General features: G+C 30.3%; 17 protein-coding genes. 2 read left to right on the forward strand and 15 right to left on the reverse strand.

The features are described from left to right. The 5 genes from BM384_RS09320 to BM384_RS09340 form a co-directional block, all read right to left on the reverse strand. Positions 1–363 (reverse strand): HTH domain-containing protein (locus tag BM384_RS09320; RefSeq protein ID WP_347455061.1); only part of this gene is annotated, 363 nt, incomplete at its 3' end. A 219-nt stretch (positions 364–582) separates the two neighbouring features. After that, the gene (locus BM384_RS09325) at positions 583–1,311 is read right to left on the reverse strand and encodes a relaxase/mobilization nuclease domain-containing protein (RefSeq protein WP_090013105.1); all 729 of its coding nucleotides are present in this window, start codon (positions 1,309–1,311) and stop codon (positions 583–585) included. Further along, positions 1,311–1,640 carry a plasmid mobilization protein gene (locus tag BM384_RS09330; RefSeq protein WP_242945996.1) on the reverse strand — a complete coding sequence of 110 codons (330 nt, stop codon included), beginning with the start codon at positions 1,638–1,640 and terminating at the stop codon, positions 1,311–1,313. Before BM384_RS09330 ends, BM384_RS09325 begins: the two co-directional genes overlap by 1 nt. Positions 1,641–1,727: 87 nt before the next feature. Continuing rightward, on the reverse strand, positions 1,728–2,531 hold the full coding sequence (locus BM384_RS09335; RefSeq protein ID WP_090013107.1) for a potassium channel family protein: 804 nt from the start codon (positions 2,529–2,531) through the stop codon (positions 1,728–1,730). Between the two features lie 112 nt (positions 2,532–2,643). Continuing rightward, on the reverse strand, positions 2,644–3,048 hold the full coding sequence (locus BM384_RS09340; RefSeq protein ID WP_090013109.1) for a hypothetical protein: 405 nt from the start codon (positions 3,046–3,048) through the stop codon (positions 2,644–2,646). A 220-nt stretch (positions 3,049–3,268) separates the two neighbouring features. On the opposite strand from BM384_RS09340, the gene BM384_RS17340 reads away from it, so the two are divergent. Together BM384_RS17340 and BM384_RS09345 are read left to right on the forward strand one after the other, a co-directional pair. Then, entirely contained in the window at positions 3,269–3,397 is a 129-nt protein-coding gene (locus BM384_RS17340; RefSeq protein WP_139232081.1) for a cyclic lactone autoinducer peptide, read from the forward strand. Between the two features lie 50 nt (positions 3,398–3,447). Next, the gene (locus BM384_RS09345) at positions 3,448–4,023 is read left to right on the forward strand and encodes an accessory gene regulator B family protein (protein ID WP_090013110.1); all 576 of its coding nucleotides are present in this window, start codon (positions 3,448–3,450) and stop codon (positions 4,021–4,023) included. 247 nt (positions 4,024–4,270) lie between these two features. Here the strand turns inward: BM384_RS09345 and purD are convergent, their stop codons facing one another. From purD to BM384_RS18235, 10 genes are all read right to left on the reverse strand, one after another. Further along, entirely contained in the window at positions 4,271–5,521 is a 1,251-nt protein-coding gene (gene purD / locus BM384_RS09350) for a phosphoribosylamine--glycine ligase (protein ID WP_090013111.1), read from the reverse strand. A gap of 68 nt (positions 5,522–5,589) precedes the next feature. After that, a complete protein-coding gene (gene purH, locus BM384_RS09355; RefSeq protein ID WP_090013112.1) occupies positions 5,590–7,101 on the reverse strand; it encodes a bifunctional phosphoribosylaminoimidazolecarboxamide formyltransferase/IMP cyclohydrolase in 1,512 nt (503 codons plus the stop codon). A gap of 28 nt (positions 7,102–7,129) precedes the next feature. Beyond that, positions 7,130–7,744: a phosphoribosylglycinamide formyltransferase gene (purN, locus tag BM384_RS09360; protein WP_090013114.1), complete on the reverse strand. Its 615-nt coding sequence runs from the start codon at positions 7,742–7,744 to the stop codon at positions 7,130–7,132. Next, positions 7,732–8,733 carry a phosphoribosylformylglycinamidine cyclo-ligase gene (gene purM, locus BM384_RS09365; protein WP_090013115.1) on the reverse strand — a complete coding sequence of 334 codons (1,002 nt, stop codon included), beginning with the start codon at positions 8,731–8,733 and terminating at the stop codon, positions 7,732–7,734. Before purM ends, purN begins: the two co-directional genes overlap by 13 nt. A gap of 10 nt (positions 8,734–8,743) precedes the next feature. Then, positions 8,744–10,177 (reverse strand): amidophosphoribosyltransferase, encoded by a 1,434-nt coding sequence (gene purF / locus BM384_RS09370; protein ID WP_090013117.1) that lies wholly within the window; start codon positions 10,175–10,177, stop codon positions 8,744–8,746. Beyond that, a complete protein-coding gene (purC, locus tag BM384_RS09375) occupies positions 10,177–10,887 on the reverse strand; it encodes a phosphoribosylaminoimidazolesuccinocarboxamide synthase (RefSeq protein WP_090013119.1) in 711 nt (236 codons plus the stop codon). The genes purF and purC overlap by 1 nt, the downstream gene beginning before the upstream one ends. Beyond that, a complete protein-coding gene (purE, locus tag BM384_RS09380; protein WP_090013120.1) occupies positions 10,887–11,366 on the reverse strand; it encodes a 5-(carboxyamino)imidazole ribonucleotide mutase in 480 nt (159 codons plus the stop codon). The genes purC and purE overlap by 1 nt, the downstream gene beginning before the upstream one ends. Positions 11,367–11,383: 17 nt before the next feature. After that, positions 11,384–15,145, reverse strand: a complete 3,762-nt coding sequence (locus tag BM384_RS09385) for a phosphoribosylformylglycinamidine synthase (protein ID WP_090013122.1) — start codon at positions 15,143–15,145, stop codon at positions 11,384–11,386. Between the two features lie 490 nt (positions 15,146–15,635). After that, positions 15,636–15,932 (reverse strand): hypothetical protein, encoded by a 297-nt coding sequence (locus BM384_RS18230; RefSeq protein ID WP_242945997.1) that lies wholly within the window; start codon positions 15,930–15,932, stop codon positions 15,636–15,638. A gap of 82 nt (positions 15,933–16,014) precedes the next feature. After that, complete coding sequence (locus BM384_RS18235; protein WP_242945998.1) at positions 16,015–16,257, reverse strand: hypothetical protein; 243 nt, start codon at positions 16,255–16,257, stop codon at positions 16,015–16,017. Between the last annotated feature and the right edge of the window lie 149 nt (positions 16,258–16,406).

Raw genomic sequence — 16,406 nt, forward strand, 5'->3', positions numbered from 1 at the left:
CTCCGCCTCTAAAAGTTTAACTTTTGCTTGAAGTTTTTCATATTTTTCTTCGATTGATAAATGTTTTTCAGTTGGTCTTCCAGTATTGAATTTTCTTGTATCCTGTAACTGAGATATTCCATTTCTTCGAAATGCAGAACGCCACCTTTTCCAACTGGATTCTATACGTTTAATTCCTAAAATATTTATATCAAATCCACATTCCTCAAAAATTTGTCTAGGAAATTTTCCGGCCTGATTCTCAACAATAAATAACCTTTTAAATTCATCACTATATGTAATTCCTTTGCTACTTACATTCCTAACATATTTATTTTTAGACAGAATATCTATTTCATCTTGTGTAAATAATTTTTTGCTCATTATATATCTCCTAACTTTCTTTTATTTAATTATACAGAAAAGTACCCTATAGGATAGACTTTTTTTATATTGTCTATTCTATAGGGTACATTTTATAGAATAAACTACATACTAGCCTTTTATAATGCTTCAATAACATCAACTTACATCTAAATTATATTTGTGTTAAAGTTACCTTACTTATTTTGCTTTAAGGAATTATAATATTAAATTCTAAATTTAATTAATTCTTTTTATTATACCACTTCTGCTATAACTACCTCCAAGCTTAGAACCTCTGATTATTATATCTTCTTTTTTAAATACCACACTTCTATCGGTAAATTCTGCTTCTATATCAAAGTTATCTTTTAATATATTAACAAATTCAGAAATATTGCTACTATGCTCTAAAGACATAGATATACTTTCTCTAAAAAAGCTTTTCCAAGTCTTTACTCCACTGCTTTCTAGCCTATACTCTTTATCAGTTTTACTATCTCCATAGCTTTTATCTAAGTTTATGGTGGAAAGCCCCTCTTCTCTACATATTTTATTGCTACTTTCTTTCATTTTCTCAAGTTTTTTAGGATTTATTTGAAGTTTCTTTCCGTTTTCAAAATTTACACTATTTATAACAAAGTGATTATGTATATGATCTCTATCGATATGTGTTACTATATAAATTTGATGATCTTGTATGTTTTCCTCCATCCACCTAACTCCTATATCATGTGCTTTCTCTGGAGTTATATCATCCTCTGGGCTAAAGGCTTGAGTAATATGATAATATTGCTTCCCTTTGAGTTTATTATACATTTCCTTTACTATACTAAACTCAGTCAAAATTCTTGAGGAAGTACAATTTATACCACTTCTTAAATGATCTAAAGTCTTTCCTTCATTTTCAAGGTATGATAGCATGTCCTCTAAACTTTTAGTCCCAGACAAGCACTTTATAACTGCCATTACTCATCACCCCTTCCTTCCTTTAAGGTTTCATCAATTAAATCCCAAAGATTATTAAGCTTTTCTTGCATTTCTAATATTTTTTCTGCATCAGCTTGTCCGTTTATTTTTAACTGTCTATAAAAATTACTAAGATTATTACCCTCTTTGCTAAGCTCAAGTAAAATTTCCTTAAGACCTGGAATAACTGTAATCTTTTTATTTAATGAACTTCTTAAAAGATATTCTTGTTTAGTTAGCTTAGATTCTTTTACTCTCTTATTTATTTCTTTTAATTCTTCTTCAGTAGCCCAAAATTTTATCTGCTTTGGTCTTGTTCTTTTTTCCATTATTCTGTCATCCCTTATACTTTTTTGTGTACCCAACAACTAATCTTGCAATATAATTATATATTATTTGTGGATTATCTTCAAATTTTACCTCTTTTCCCTAAAAGAATACAAACTACCCAAGAATATAGTAACACATAAAATACTAGTAGCTGATATACATACAGCCATAAATTTAGCTGCTGCATTTAAAGGTACAATATCTCCAAAGCCAATAGTTGTAAAGGTAACGACTGTATAATAAAACAAATCAAAATATCCTGGTGAGTTTGTAAAGCTTTCATAAAATATTGAATTAACTATAACAACTCCAATATATAAATTTAAAATAAGCATAATAACTACTACTATAGCTGAAATAAAAATTATAAAAAAGCTGTTTACCCTACCCTCTTCTTTGTATCTTCTCTTTCCTACAATCATATATAGAATAATAAGCTTTACATTAATTAAATAGCTTATAATATCTACTGTAATAAAGGATAAGGTAAAGATTTTAATATACCCATCAAAGGTAAGAATAAAAAATATAGATGCTACAATTAAGAAATAGCTTAAAAGAAAATCTCCTGTAAGGCTATCCTCTTCTTTCTTTATAAACTTATGTTCATTATAGTAAAGAAGAACCATACCTATAGTATAATGTACAATAAAAAATCCAAAGATAAATAAAAGAATTTTACCTAAGAGTTCTATATTGTAATTAATTATAACCTTCTCAGCTAATTTATAAATAATTAATATTGTTAAAGCTTCATCTATTATGATAAATGAAGCTTGAAATATCTTTATAAATAAGCATTTCCCCTTAAATATACTATGGTAATGTTTATTTATCCTACTTATTAAAATTTTAATTCTTTTATCAGTAAATATACTTATACAAAACATGCCTAGTATTAAAAATATAATTAATATAATATACACCTTCTAAGGAAGCATTATTAACTCTTTATAGGATATGTTTTATTTTTCACATATATACTAATTTACAAAATAATTATTAGTTTATTTTGTTTATAACAAGCTCAGCCCATCCTGTTTTAGGATCTTCTATCCATGTGCAGTCTACATCAATAAACTTAAGCCATGCATTTAATCCACTGCTTTCTTTTGAAGGGTTAGGTAAATTTCTTCCATAGATATCTTTTATGTCAGCTAATAACTCTTTTTGTTCATCTGCATTAAGTTTTTTCCCTATAAGCTCTGCAAGTACTACCATAGCTTCAACATGACTTCCATCATCTTCTGAATATAATTCAGTTGCTAAAGTTTGTCTTTCTTCATTTAGTTCTTTTCTTATTTGTTCAATTTCATCATGATTAGATAGATATTTCTTAGCAATTTTTAATGCTTCCATATCTCTATCTATTTTTTTAATTGACTTTTCTAATTTTAAATTTCTCATGCACTTCTCTCTTTTCTATATATTTTGAGTATAAATGATTATACCATAAATACCGTTTTTTTTTTCATATATCTAAAAAAGTTAATCACACACTGTTTAAATAAGTAATATCCAAAGAATATTTTATTGAATTTTTATCTTTTATTGTATAAACTGTTGTTTTTTGTATTTTATGGTTGTATAATGAATTTATAATTTAAAAGAAAGGAGTGAAAAATATATGGGTATAAAAGAAACTTTATCAAATATTTTAAAAAAATATTCTGATAATATAATATCTAAAAATACTGTTTCAATTGGTGCATATGGCATAGAAAAAATGCCTGAAGCTCTAAAAAAATCTAGATAATTATACTCAAAAAAATTATACATACTTTAATTTAGAAGGGATTAGTACTTATGATAAGAAAATTATGCGATAATTTTGTAGATTTTATTTGCGAAAATAATTATAGTAGCGATGAAAAAAGTATTATGGCATATTCACTGAAAGTTTTAACCTTTGAATTATTAAAATTCATAGGTTGTTCAATCCTTTTTTATTCATTAGGACATTTTCTTGATTCAGTTATTGTTTTAACCAGTCTGTATTTAACTAGACCTTTTATAGGTGGTTACCATGAAAATAGCCAATTTAGATGCTTTCTTACTACTATTATTATAGTGTCACTAATCATAATAATAAGCAATGACTGCACGTTAAAATTTAATTCATTACTTATTATTATTGTATCTAGTTATTTTTCAATATATCATCAAGCACCTATTATAAATAAAAATATGCCTTTAACAAAGCCAAAGCTTATTATGCAAAATAGAAGAAAAGGCTTTATTAATTTATTAATAATCTCTTTAGCAGCAATAATATTATATCTTAATAAATATTATTACTATTCATACTTATTAACATGGAGTATACTTTCATTAACTATTTTAATGTTTAATAAATTTTCCTTTAAAGAAAGTATACACTAAAATAAACAACAGATAAGTTTGTATAAATAAATTGATTATCTAAAAAATATTACTGGAAACAAAAATTTCCGGTAATATTTTTTATTTTTTAACGTACTCTTATGAACTTGCATAACAAAAAGCCTGTAACAATTAGTCCTCGTTATTGACGAAATTTTATACAGGTCTATAGGTAAAAAATTAAAATACCATTTGCTTATTTTATTGTAAAACAAAAGAGGCAGGATACCCTACCTCTCTTTATCATTTATTTAAAAATTCCAATATCAGTTCTATTATAAGAATCCTTAAAGTTTACTTTCTTAACATTTTCATAAGCCTTTTCTCTAGCTTCCATAACTGTTTTACCTTGTCCTATAACAGATAAAACTCTTCCACCATTAGTTAATAACTTACCATCATCTGCCTTAACTCCAGCCATGAATACTTCATTTCTTATGCTATCATCAATAGTTATTTCATATCCCTTATTATAGCTCCTAGGATATCCCTTTGATGCTAGTACAACATTTATGCATACTCCTTCTTTCCACTTAACTTCAAATTCATTAAGTTTTTCATCCATAGCAGCTTCTATAAGTTCAAAAAGGTCACTATCCATCATAGATAATACACTTTGAGTTTCAGGATCTCCCATTCTTACATTGTATTCTAATAAATAAGTACCCTTCTTAGTTATCATTAAACCAAAGAATATAATTCCCTTATACTCAAAGCCTTCTTCTTGAATTCCCTTTAAAGTGTTCTTTGAAATATTTTCTTCAAAATCCTTTAAAACAGCTTCATCTACAAAAGGATTTGGACATATAGCTCCCATTCCTCCTGTATTTGGTCCTTTACCACCATCATAAATTTGTTTGTGGTCTTTAGCTGACTTAAATGGAATTATTGTCTTACCATCACAAATCGAAAGGATTGAAGCTTCTACACCTTCTAAGAACTCTTCAATTACAACTTTAAGACCTGCTCCATCAAATACATCATCTAACATGAAAGAATCAATAGCTTTATAAGCATCTTCCTTTGTTTCGCAGATTTCAACACCTTTACCTGCAGCTAATCCATCAGCTTTAATAACTATTGGATATTCGCAAGTATCGAGATATTTCTTAGCTTCAGCAGCATCTGTAAATTCTCCATACTCAGCTGTTTTAACTCCATATTTTTTCATGAAGGCCTTTGAAAAACTCTTACTTCCTTCTAGAGCTGCTCCTCTTTTATCTGGCCCAAAGATTCTTAAACCTTCTGCTTTAAATTCATCAACTATTCCATCTACTAATGGAACTTCAGGACCAACAACAGTTAAGTAAATATCCTTTTCTTTAGCAAAGGCTGCTAATTCTTTTATATCTGCTATATTAACATTTTCACATTTATTTTCTACAGCTGTTCCTCCATTACCTGGTGCAACATATATTTTATTAACTTTTGGGCTTTGAGCTAACTTCCAAGCTATAGCGTGTTCTCTTCCCCCCGAACCTATAAGTAAAAGATTCATAAATGATTACCTCCTAAAATAATAGAGATATATAGTTAAATATATATCTCTATATGACTTTCTATTAATTAGTGTTTGAAATGTCTAAGACCAGTAAATATCATTGCTATTCCATGTTCATTACATGCATCAATAGATTCTTGATCTCTAATTGATCCACCTGGTTGAATAATTGCCTTAATTCCATATTTAGCTGCAGTATCAACTATATCTCTAAATGGGAAGAATGCATCTGAAGCTAGAACTGTCGCTCCCTTGCCTCTTTCTAAAGCATCCTGAGCTGGCCAGATTCTATTTACTTGACCTCCACCAATACCTAAAGCTACTTCATCATTTGCAACTACTATGGCATTTGATTTAACATACTTAACAGCCTTCATAGCAAATAATAAATCTTTCATTTCCTTTTCAGTTGGTTTCTTTTCAGTTACAACCTTAATTTCATCTATTAGCTTTTTATCTTCTTCTTGAACAAGGATACCACCATCTACTGTAACCATGTATCTCTTGTCTTGAGGTTTATGATGTACTCTTAATACTCTTAGATTCTTCTTAGTTTTTAATACTTCTAATGCATCATCATCATAATCTGGTGCCGCAATAACCTCTAGGAATATTTTAACCATTTCTTCAGCTGTAGCCTTATCAACCTTTCTGTTAAATGCAACTATTCCACCAAAAATTGAAGTTGGGTCAACATTATAAGCCTTTGTATATGCTTCATAAGGAGTCTTTCCTATTGCAACTCCACATGGTGTATTATGCTTTAATGCACAACAGCTTGGTTCATCATATTCATTAGCACATTTCCAAGCTATATCCATATCCTTAAAGTTGTTATATGATAATTCTTTACCATTTAAGATATCAAAAGTATTCATTGCTCCATCTACTATTGTACTTTCATAGAAAGCAGCACTTTGATGAGAGTTTTCTCCATATCTTAATCCTTGTTTCTTTCTAAATGATACTGATAAGTATTCTGGATATTCATCTTCTTCATCATCTAACATAAAGTTAGCAATGGCAGAATCATAAGCTCCCATTAAATTAAATACTTTTCCTGCTAGTCTCTTCTTAGTTTTGTAAGAAACTTCACCACATTCTTCTATTTCTTCCATAACCTTTTTATAATCATTTTGATCTGATATAACAGTTACATCTTGGAAATTCTTAGCTGCAGCTCTTAGCATAGTTGGTCCACCAATATCGATAAACTCAACTTTTTCTTGGAATGAAAGTCCTTCTTCTTTAACCTTTTCGAAGAATGGATAAAGATTTACAACTACAAAATCAATTGGATGTATCTTATGTTCTTCTATTGTTTTCATATGTTCGTCATTAGATCTCATAGCTAAAATTCCACCATGGATAAATGGATGTAAAGTTTTAACTCTTCCATCTAGCATTTCTGGAAAATCTTTAACTTCATTAACTTCGATACAATTAACTCCATTTTCTTTTAATACTCTATATGTTCCGCCTGTAGATATTATTTCAACACCTTTAGCTTCTAGAAATTTTGCAAATTCAACTACCCCATCTTTATAAAATACACTGATTAACGCTCTCTTCTTCAAAACAAAAGCCTCCTCTAAACCACTTAATCTATTCTTCAATTTTCACTTTATTATCAATTAATTTAACCTTACCTTCAGCCATAAGTCCAACAACCTTAGGTAATAAAATATGTTCTTTTTCTAATATTCTTTTTTGAAGATCTTCCGCAGTATCTTCAAAGAATACTGGTACAATTTCTTGATCAATTATAGCCCCACCGTCCACTTCGTTATTTACAAAGTGAACAGTACATCCTGAATATTTTACGCCCTTTTCTATTGCCTTTTCATGAACCTTCATTCCATACATACCTGGTCCACAGAAAGAAGGAATTAAAGAGGGATGAATATTTATTATCTTATTGCTAAAGCAGTTTAATAACTCCCCATTTAGAATTGATAAAAATCCAGCTAATACTATTAAATCCACTTTTCCTTTAGTTAATTCTAATATTTTTTGGCACTGCTTATCTCCGTATTCTTTTTTAGTTACTACATAGCTTTTGATGTTATGTTTTTTAGCTCTTTCTAATGCATAAGCCTTTTCAGAGCTTGAAATAACCATCTCAATACTGCAGTTTTTAATTGCCCCATTTTCAACTGCATCTATTATGGATTGAAAATCAGTTCCTCCGCCAGAAACTAATACTGCTATTTTAAACAAACACCTTCGCCTCCATCTTCTACATATCCGATTTCGTAGGCTTTTTCTCCGCTTTCTTCTAGCATTTTAATTACGCCTTCTGCGTCTTTTTCATCTACTGCTAAAACAAATCCAATTCCCATATTAAATGTGTTATACATTAAGCTGCTATCAGCTCCCATTTCAACCATTTTGTCAAAGATCTTTGGCACTGGATAACTATCCTTATTTATTACTGCTGTAAGATCTCTTCCGTTAAACATTCTTGGAACATTTTCTATAAATCCGCCACCTGTTACATGAGCCATACCTTTAATTTCAAAGTTTTCTAATAGCTTAAGTACTGGTTTTACATATATCTTAGTTGGAGTAATAAGTGTTTTCCATACCTCTTCTCCTTCAAATTTCATATCAAGATCAGTAAATAATTTTCTTACTAATGAATATCCATTTGAATGAATTCCTGAAAAGGCAATACCTATTAATTTGTCTCCCTTTTTTATTTTTGAACCGTCTATTATCTTATCCTTATCTGCAACACCTACTGCAAATCCTGCTATATCATAATCTCCTTCTTGATAGAAACCTGGCATTTCAGCAGTTTCTCCACCAATTAATGCACAATCAGATTGAAGACATCCTTCACTTACTCCCTTAACAAGGTCTGCTGAAACTTCTGCTTCAAGCTTTCCACATGCTATGTAATCTAAGAAGAATAGAGGCTTTGCTCCATGGCATAAAATATCATTTACACACATAGCAACACAGTCAATACCAACTGTATCGTACTTTTTCTTTTTACATGCAATAGCAAGTTTAGTTCCAACTCCATCAGTTCCTGATATTAAAACTGGTTTTTTGTAACCTTCTGGAAGTTCAATCATACCTGCAAAGCTTCCAAGGCCATTTAAAACAAGATTGCTCATTGTTCTGGCTGCATATTCCTTTATAAGCTTAACTGATCTGTATCCTTCTTCTATATTAACTCCTGATTCTTTGTAACTTATCATTTTAAATACACTACCTTTCAAGATGATCTTTAGATGTTTCTATAGGTGTTGCTACTGGATAAACTCCATTAAAGCATCCTACACAGAAACCTTTTTTACCTGTAAATGCCTTGTACATTCCTTCCATGCTTAAATAGCCAATAGAATCTGCACCAATCATTTCTCCTATTTCAGGAATGCTATAATTAGCACCTATAAGTTCACTTCTATATGGAGTATCAATTCCAAAATAACAAGGGAACTTAACTGGAGGTGAAGCAACTAAGAAATGGACCTCTGTAGCTCCTGCATCTCTTAAGGCATCAACTAAATGTTTAGAAGTTGTACCTCTAACTATTGAGTCATCTATTATAATTACTCTCTTTCCCTTTACATTAACCTTTAAAGGATTAAGCTTAACTGATACTGCTTTTTCTCTTAATTCTTGAGAAGGAGTAATAAATGTTCTTCCTACATATCTATTTTTAACAAAGGCTATTCCATAAGGAATTCCTGAAGCCTTTGAATATCCTATAGCAGCTGGTATTCCTGAGTCTGGAACTGCAGCTACTATATCTGCTTCTATTGGGTTTTCAGCATATAATTGTTCTCCTGATTTTACTCTTGTAGAATAAACATCTAATCCATCAATTTTAGAATCAGGTCTTGCAAAATATATGTACTCAAATGCACATGTTTGACAACCTGCATCTTCAGAATATTGATAAGATTTTATACCATCCTTATCTATAGTAACCATTTCACCTGGTTTTACATCTCTTATAAATTCTGCTCCAACAGCATCTAGTGCAACACTTTCTGAAGCTAAAATATAAGCATCTCCTGACTTACCTATGCAAAGAGGTCTTATTCCATGAGGATCTCTTGCCCCTATTAATTTATCCTTTGATATAATAACCATTGCAAAGCTTCCTCTAATAGCTTGCATTGCATCAACTACTGCTTGTTCAAGACCTTTTTTAGCACCTCTTGCAATTAAAGTTGCTATAACTTCTGAATCTATTGAAGTGTGGAAAATATGTCCTCCTTCTTCTAGAAGCTCTTTTATAACATCTGCATTAACAAGGTTTCCATTATGTGCTAAAGATATTGGTCCAAGCTTTGAGTTTGCAAGTAGAGGTTGTGAGTTTTCTACAGTATTTGCTCCTGTAGTTGAATATCTTACATGACCTATTGCTATATTTCCTTTAAGTTTCTTTAAGTCTTCTGAATTAGCAAAAGCTTCTGTTATAAGCCCTAGGCCTTTATGCATTTGGATAGTTTCGCCATCTGCTACTGCAATACCTGCACTTTCTTGGCCTCTATGTTGAAGTGCATAAAGGCCATAGTAAGTCATACCAGCCACATCCATAGGTGTTTCAGAGTAAACTCCGAAAACACCACATTCATCCTTAAATTTACCTAGACTTGGATCTAAAATTAAATCAAAATCTGCCTTAATCATTATTTGTCCCCTTTAATTCTGTTTAAGATTTCTACGTAAGCACCTTCTACATTTCCAAGATCTCTTCTGAATCTATCTTTGTCTAATTTTTCACCAGTTGTAGCATCCCAGAATCTACAAGTGTCAGGTGAAATTTCATCAGCTAGAAGAATTTCTCCATTATAACGTCCAAATTCAATCTTGAAGTCAATTAAATTGATATTTAATTTTAAGAAGAATTCTTTTAATAATTCATTTATCTTACCTGTCATTTCGTAAATTGTATTTAATTCTTCAAAAGTTGTAGCTCCTATTGCTACTGCATGATAATCATTTACTAGCGGATCTCCTAAAGCGTCATCTTTATAAGATATTTCAAATACTGTAGTCTTTAAAGGAGTACCTTCTTCAAGGCCTAATCTCTTAGCCATTGAACCAGCTGCTACATTTCTAACTATAACTTCTAAAGGAACTATTTCTACCTTCTTACAAAGTTGTTCTCTTTCATTTAACTTTTCAACAAAGTGAGTTTTAATACCATTAGCCTTTAACATTTCAAAAATGCTTGAAGTAATTGCATTATTTAAAACACCTTTATTGCTTATTTGAGCTTTCTTTTCTCCATTAAATGCTGTTGCATCATCTTTGTAATAAACTATTACCTCATCTGCTTTATCTGTTGCATATACCTTCTTTGCTTTTCCTTCATATAACATTTCTTTCTTTTCCATTATAGTTCTACTCCTTCCCCGTTTTCAGCAATGAATTTTTTCTTCATTTCTATTCTTTTTTCATTTAATTTATTTTTAATGTTTTCATCTTGCAATGATAACATTTGAACTGCTAACATTCCCGCATTGTAACTGTTGTTAATTCCAACAGTTGCAACTGGTATTGATTTTGGCATCTGTACTATTGATAAAAGTGCATCCATTCCATCTAAAGCTGCTTTTACTGGAACACCTATTACAGGCATTGTAGTTTGAGAAGCTATTACTCCAGGAAGATGTGCAGCTAAACCTGCACCAGCAATAATAACCTGACAACCTTCCTTTTCTACCTCTTTTATTGTTTCAGTAAGTTTTTCAGGAACTCTATGCGCTGATAAAACATAAGCTTTGTAATCAACATCATATTCCTTTAAAGCATTTGCTGCTCCCTTCATTACATCTATATCTGACTTACTTCCAAAAATAATTGCTACTTTCATTTTTTAAGACCCCCATCTTATTTTCTAAAGTAATTAACTCCAGCCTTGAAAAGCTTTTGGTCAAATTCTCCTGGAACATTCTTATAAAGGTTTTTACCTATTCTTTCTGAGTGTCCCATTTTACCTAATACTCTTCCATCAGGGCTTGTAATACCTTCTATTCCAAGTGCTGATCCATTTGGATTTTCTGGCATATTTAAAGTTACATTGTTATTAAAATCAACATATTGAGTTACTATTTGTCCATTTTCTTCTAATTCTTTTAATAGACTTTCTGGTGCTATAAATCTTCCTTCACCATGTGATATTGGAATTGAATGAACATCACCAGCATTTACTTCACTAAGCCATGGTGACTTAACTGATGTAATTCTTGTTCTAATCATTGATGACATATGTCTATCTATATTGTTATAAGTAAGTGTTGCCATATCTTCTGTAATATCGCATATCTTACCATAAGGAACTAGTCCTAATTTAATTAGTGCCTGGAAGCCGTTACAAATACCAAGCATTAATCCATCTCTATTTTCAAGAAGATCTGTAACTGCATCTTTAATCTTTTCATTTCTAAATACAGTAGCTATAAACTTAGCTGATCCATCTGGTTCATCACCTGCTGAGAAGCCACCAGGAATCATAACTATTTGAGCTTTTCTTATAGCTTTTTCTAGATTTTCTATTGATTTATTTAATGTTTCCTTAGTAAGGTTTCTAATTAATACTTGCTTAACTTCAGCACCTTCCTTTAAGAATGCTTTAGTACAGTCATCTTCACAGTTTGTTCCAGGGAATACTGGAATAACTACAAGTGGTTTTTCAATTTTAACCTTAGGAGTTAATTTTGATCTTTCTTCAAACAATTTAACATCAACTTTATCATTTACGTCCTCTGTTTTTATTTTAAATACAGAATCAAGTTTTTCATCTAAGGCTTTATCTAAATCTGAAAGGTTAAGTTCAACATCGTATTTATTACACTTAATTACTTCTTCTTTAGTTACCTTACCAACCTTCTTATAAACGCATCCACTGAAGGCTTTTTCTATATCTACATTAGAGCTTACTTGAAGTAATATTGATCCATAACTAAAGTCAAATAAATCTTCCTTAGTTAAGTTATCAAGTTCTGCTCCTAATCTATTTCCTAAACACATTTTAGTAACTGCTGCTGCTACACCACCAAACTTAATTGCTGAAGCTGCAAGAATTTCTTTTCTTCCTATCATGTCATATAAAACTTCAAGGTTTTTCTTAAACTTATCCATATCAATTAAACCATCATCAAGTTTTTCAGCTTGAAGTAATACTAAGTCACCTAATTCTGATTTAAATTCTGGACTTATAATTCTATCTGCTTTTTCATAACCTACTGCAAAAGATACAAGACTTGGTGGTACATCAATGTTTTCAAATGTTCCAGACATTGAATCTTTTCCTCCAATTGCTGCAATCTTTAAATCTTCTTGAGCCTTTAATGCTCCAAGAAGTGCTGCAAATGGTTTACCCCATTTTTCAGGTTTTTCTTTTTCCATTCTTTCAAAATATTCTTGGAAAGTAAGTCTTGCTCTTCTATAATCTCCACCCATAGCTGCAAGCTTTGATATTGATTCAATTACTGAATAGAATGCCATGTGATATGGACTCCATTCACCAAAGTATGGATTAAAACCAAATGTCATTAAAGATGCATCATTACTTGTTCCGTAGAATACTGGTATCTTAGCTGCCATACCTTCTGCTGGTGTTTTTGCATACTTACCACCAAATGGCATAAGCACTGTATTAGCTCCGATAGTCGAGTCAAATCTTTCAACTAAACCTTTTTGAGAAGCTACATTTAAATCTTTAAGATTTTCAATCCACTTAGTCTTTACATCAGTATCTTCACTAACTGCAAAAGGATATTCCATTGGAGCTGTAACTACTAAATCTGTTTCTTGAGTAGCTCCGTTTGTATCAAGGAAGCTTCTCTTAATGTTAACTATATTTTTTCCTCTCCAGAAAAGTTTAAGTCTTGCATCATCAGTTACATTTGCAACTATTACTGCTTCTAAGTTTTCTTCTATTGCAAGTTCAATAAATCTTTCAGCGTCAGTTTCAGAAACTACAACTGCCATTCTTTCTTGAGATTCTGAAACAGCAAGTTCAGTTCCATCAAGCCCTTCATACTTTTTAGGTACTTTATCTAAATCAATGTGAAGTCCGTCACATAATTCTCCAATAGCTACAGAAACACCACCTGCACCAAAATCATTACATCTCTTAATCATTTGAGTTGCTTCTTTGTTTCTAAATAATCTTTGAAGTTTTCTTTCTGTTGGAGCATTTCCTTTTTGAACTTCTGCACCACATTCATTTATTGAATCCATAGTGTGTTCTTTTGATGATCCTGTTGCTCCACCAACACCATCACGTCCTGTTCTTCCTCCAAGAAGAATAACTACATCACCTAAGGTAGGTTCTTCTCTTCTTACATTTTCCTTTGGAGCTGCTGCTATAACTGCTCCAACTTCCATTCTTTTAGCAACATAATTTGGATGATAAATTTCTGCTACTTGACCAGTTGCAAGACCTATTTGGTTACCATATGAGCTGTATCCATGAGCTGCACCTAAAGTAATAGTTCTTTGTGGAAGTTTACCCTTTAAAGTTTCTTCTACTGGAGCTGTTGGATCTGCTGCTCCTGTAACTCTCATTGCTTGATAAACGAAAGTTCTTCCTGATAATGGGTCTCTTATTGCCCCACCAAGACAAGTTGCTGCTCCACCAAAAGGTTCAATTTCTGTTGGATGGTTGTGAGTTTCATTCTTAAACATTAATAAGTAATCTTTAAGACCTTCATTTGTTTCAACCTTTATGTTTATTGAACAAGCATTAATTTCATCTGAAATATCTAGGTCATCTAAATAACCTTTCTTTCTCATTTCCTTCATAGCAATTACTGCTAGATCCATTAATGTTATATTTCTATTTGTATCTTTTCCGTATACATATTCTCTTGCATTTATGTATGCTTCATAACTTTTTTTAATTGGAACTGTGAATTTATTTTCTTGAATGGTAACCTCTTTTATAGAAGTTGAGAATGTTGTGTGTCTACAGTGATCTGACCAGTATGTATCTATAACTTTTATTTCAGTTATACTTGGGTCTCTATTTTCATCATTTTTGAAGTAATCTCTAATCATTATTAAATCTTCTAAGCTCATTGCTAAGCCTTGTTCTTTAATAAAATCTTTTAACTCTTCATCATTTTTATTAGTAAACCCATTTAAGATTTGAACATCTTGAGGTGATGTGGTTGGAGAACTTAATTCTCTTGCCTTTATATCAACTTCCTTTGAATCTACTGGATTTATATAGTAACCTTTTATTTTATCCACTTCATCTTGTGATAAATTTCCTTGAAGAACTACTATTTTTGAAGACTTAACATCTACCTTATCTTCAGTAGTTAAAAGTTGAAAACATTGAGATGCTGAATCTGCTCTTTGATCATATTGACCAGGTAAAAATTCAACTCCAAAAGCCTTTTCTTCTTTTTCTAATGGAAACTCTTCTTCATATACATTATCAACTGTTGGTTCTGAGAATATTGTATTTAAAGCTTTTTTATAATATTCTTCCTTTACTTCTCCTAATGTATATTTGTTTATAAGTCTTACCCCTTCTAGTTTTTCAATTCTAAGATTTCTCTTAAAATCATTTAATAAACCTTTTGCTTCAACATCAAATCCTTTTTTCTTTTCAACATAAATGCATCTGATATTTGACATTTAAATACCTCCAAGCAACTACTAAAATGCGAATATTTATTATTATATATATTTTATTTTTCGTCCTTATATGATAAGATTAACACCGCCGAAGTACGTTGTCAATATTATTGTTTATTTTTTTATTATTATTCGTTATACAGCGAACATTATTTTTGAAAAATCTTTTTATAATACGAATATTGTAATGTTTTTCCTGTTTCTTATACCAAAATTATTCAACTTAGTCCCTTTATTATTTTTTTCATTATTATTAATATTCTTACAAAAAATAATAATTCGTGTATAGTTTTATAGTATACAATTCTTGTCTCATTTACAATAGCTTACCTACAAAATAGAGTAATAAATAATTAGATAGGTATTTAGTATAACAAAAAAGCCAATGGCAAAAATGCCATCAGCCATAACCCACGTAACCTTTCGGTCATTAACTAGTATGTACATATTTTCTTCTTTTATACCTTAAGTTCTTAATAATTATATCAAACTATAAATACAACTTACCTTTAATTCTATTATCATATCTACTCCATTCACCTTCAGGAACACCTTCACCTACAATCTTTATTTTATTCATTGCTGCATAATGAACAATATAACTTTCTTCACTTCTAGGTTGAATTGGAGATCCATATTCAAGTTTTCCATGGTGTTGCACTATTACTCCTTTTATTCTTTCCTTAAATTTCTCTACAAAATGATCATTCTTAAAAAAATAATCATTTAAAACCTTTACTTCATTAGATTTAAATTCTTCTTTAGATATTTCATCTATTTCCTTCATAATTTCATCAATAGAAGTCTTAACACAAGGTAAAAATTCTTCAGTATTAAATTCTTTAAGCTTTTTATATTCATATTTTAATTTAAAGATTTTTATTTTTAAGTTCTTTAATTATTCTTATTTTAGCTTTAATAGCATCTTCATTTTTATTATCTTCTTTAAGTATTAAATTAATAATATTTAAAGCCTTTCCATACTCTTTTAGATCCTTATAGTACATTGCATCATAAAGCACTGAATCATAATTTTTATTTTTTTTATCATTCATGCTTTCATAAACCTTTTGAGCTTCTAAATAATACATATTATCAGACTTTTCCATCATTCTATAACTAAGCGCTCTATCAATGTCGTCAACTTAGCAATAAGAGACTTAAAAAAGAAACCTTAGATTAAATTTTTTTCAATAGCTATTTAAAATTTTCTTAAAAAATGGTACACTAAATAAATCCACTGGTAAAAGTGAATTTTAAA

This window comes from Clostridium sp. DSM 8431 (assembly GCF_900116755.1).
Classification (GTDB): Bacteria; Bacillota; Clostridia; order Clostridiales; family Clostridiaceae; genus Clostridium.

What these genes read in the sequence shown, in the direction of transcription:
- purE (WP_090013120.1), bottom strand. Translation starts at nt 11,366, where the DNA reads ATGAAAGTAGCAATTATTTTTGGAAGTAAGTCAGATATAGATGTAATG.
- BM384_RS17340 (WP_139232081.1), top strand. Translation starts at nt 3,269, where the DNA reads ATGGGTATAAAAGAAACTTTATCAAATATTTTAAAAAAATATTCTGAT.
- purF (WP_090013117.1), bottom strand. Translation starts at nt 10,177, where the DNA reads ATGATTAAGGCAGATTTTGATTTAATTTTAGATCCAAGTCTAGGTAAA.
- purC (WP_090013119.1), bottom strand. Translation starts at nt 10,887, where the DNA reads ATGGAAAAGAAAGAAATGTTATATGAAGGAAAAGCAAAGAAGGTATAT.
- BM384_RS09345 (WP_090013110.1), top strand. Translation starts at nt 3,448, where the DNA reads ATGATAAGAAAATTATGCGATAATTTTGTAGATTTTATTTGCGAAAAT.
- BM384_RS09335 (WP_090013107.1), bottom strand. Translation starts at nt 2,531, where the DNA reads ATGTTTTGTATAAGTATATTTACTGATAAAAGAATTAAAATTTTAATA.
- BM384_RS09340 (WP_090013109.1), bottom strand. Translation starts at nt 3,048, where the DNA reads ATGAGAAATTTAAAATTAGAAAAGTCAATTAAAAAAATAGATAGAGAT.
- BM384_RS09325 (WP_090013105.1), bottom strand. Translation starts at nt 1,311, where the DNA reads ATGGCAGTTATAAAGTGCTTGTCTGGGACTAAAAGTTTAGAGGACATG.
- purM (WP_090013115.1), bottom strand. Translation starts at nt 8,733, where the DNA reads ATGATAAGTTACAAAGAATCAGGAGTTAATATAGAAGAAGGATACAGA.
- BM384_RS09330 (WP_242945996.1), bottom strand. Translation starts at nt 1,640, where the DNA reads ATGGAAAAAAGAACAAGACCAAAGCAGATAAAATTTTGGGCTACTGAA.
- BM384_RS18230 (WP_242945997.1), bottom strand. Translation starts at nt 15,932, where the DNA reads ATGAAGGAAATAGATGAAATATCTAAAGAAGAATTTAAATCTAATGAA.
- BM384_RS18235 (WP_242945998.1), bottom strand. Translation starts at nt 16,257, where the DNA reads ATGATGGAAAAGTCTGATAATATGTATTATTTAGAAGCTCAAAAGGTT.
- BM384_RS09385 (WP_090013122.1), bottom strand. Translation starts at nt 15,145, where the DNA reads ATGTCAAATATCAGATGCATTTATGTTGAAAAGAAAAAAGGATTTGAT.
- purD (WP_090013111.1), bottom strand. Translation starts at nt 5,521, where the DNA reads ATGAATCTTTTACTTATAGGTTCGGGGGGAAGAGAACACGCTATAGCT.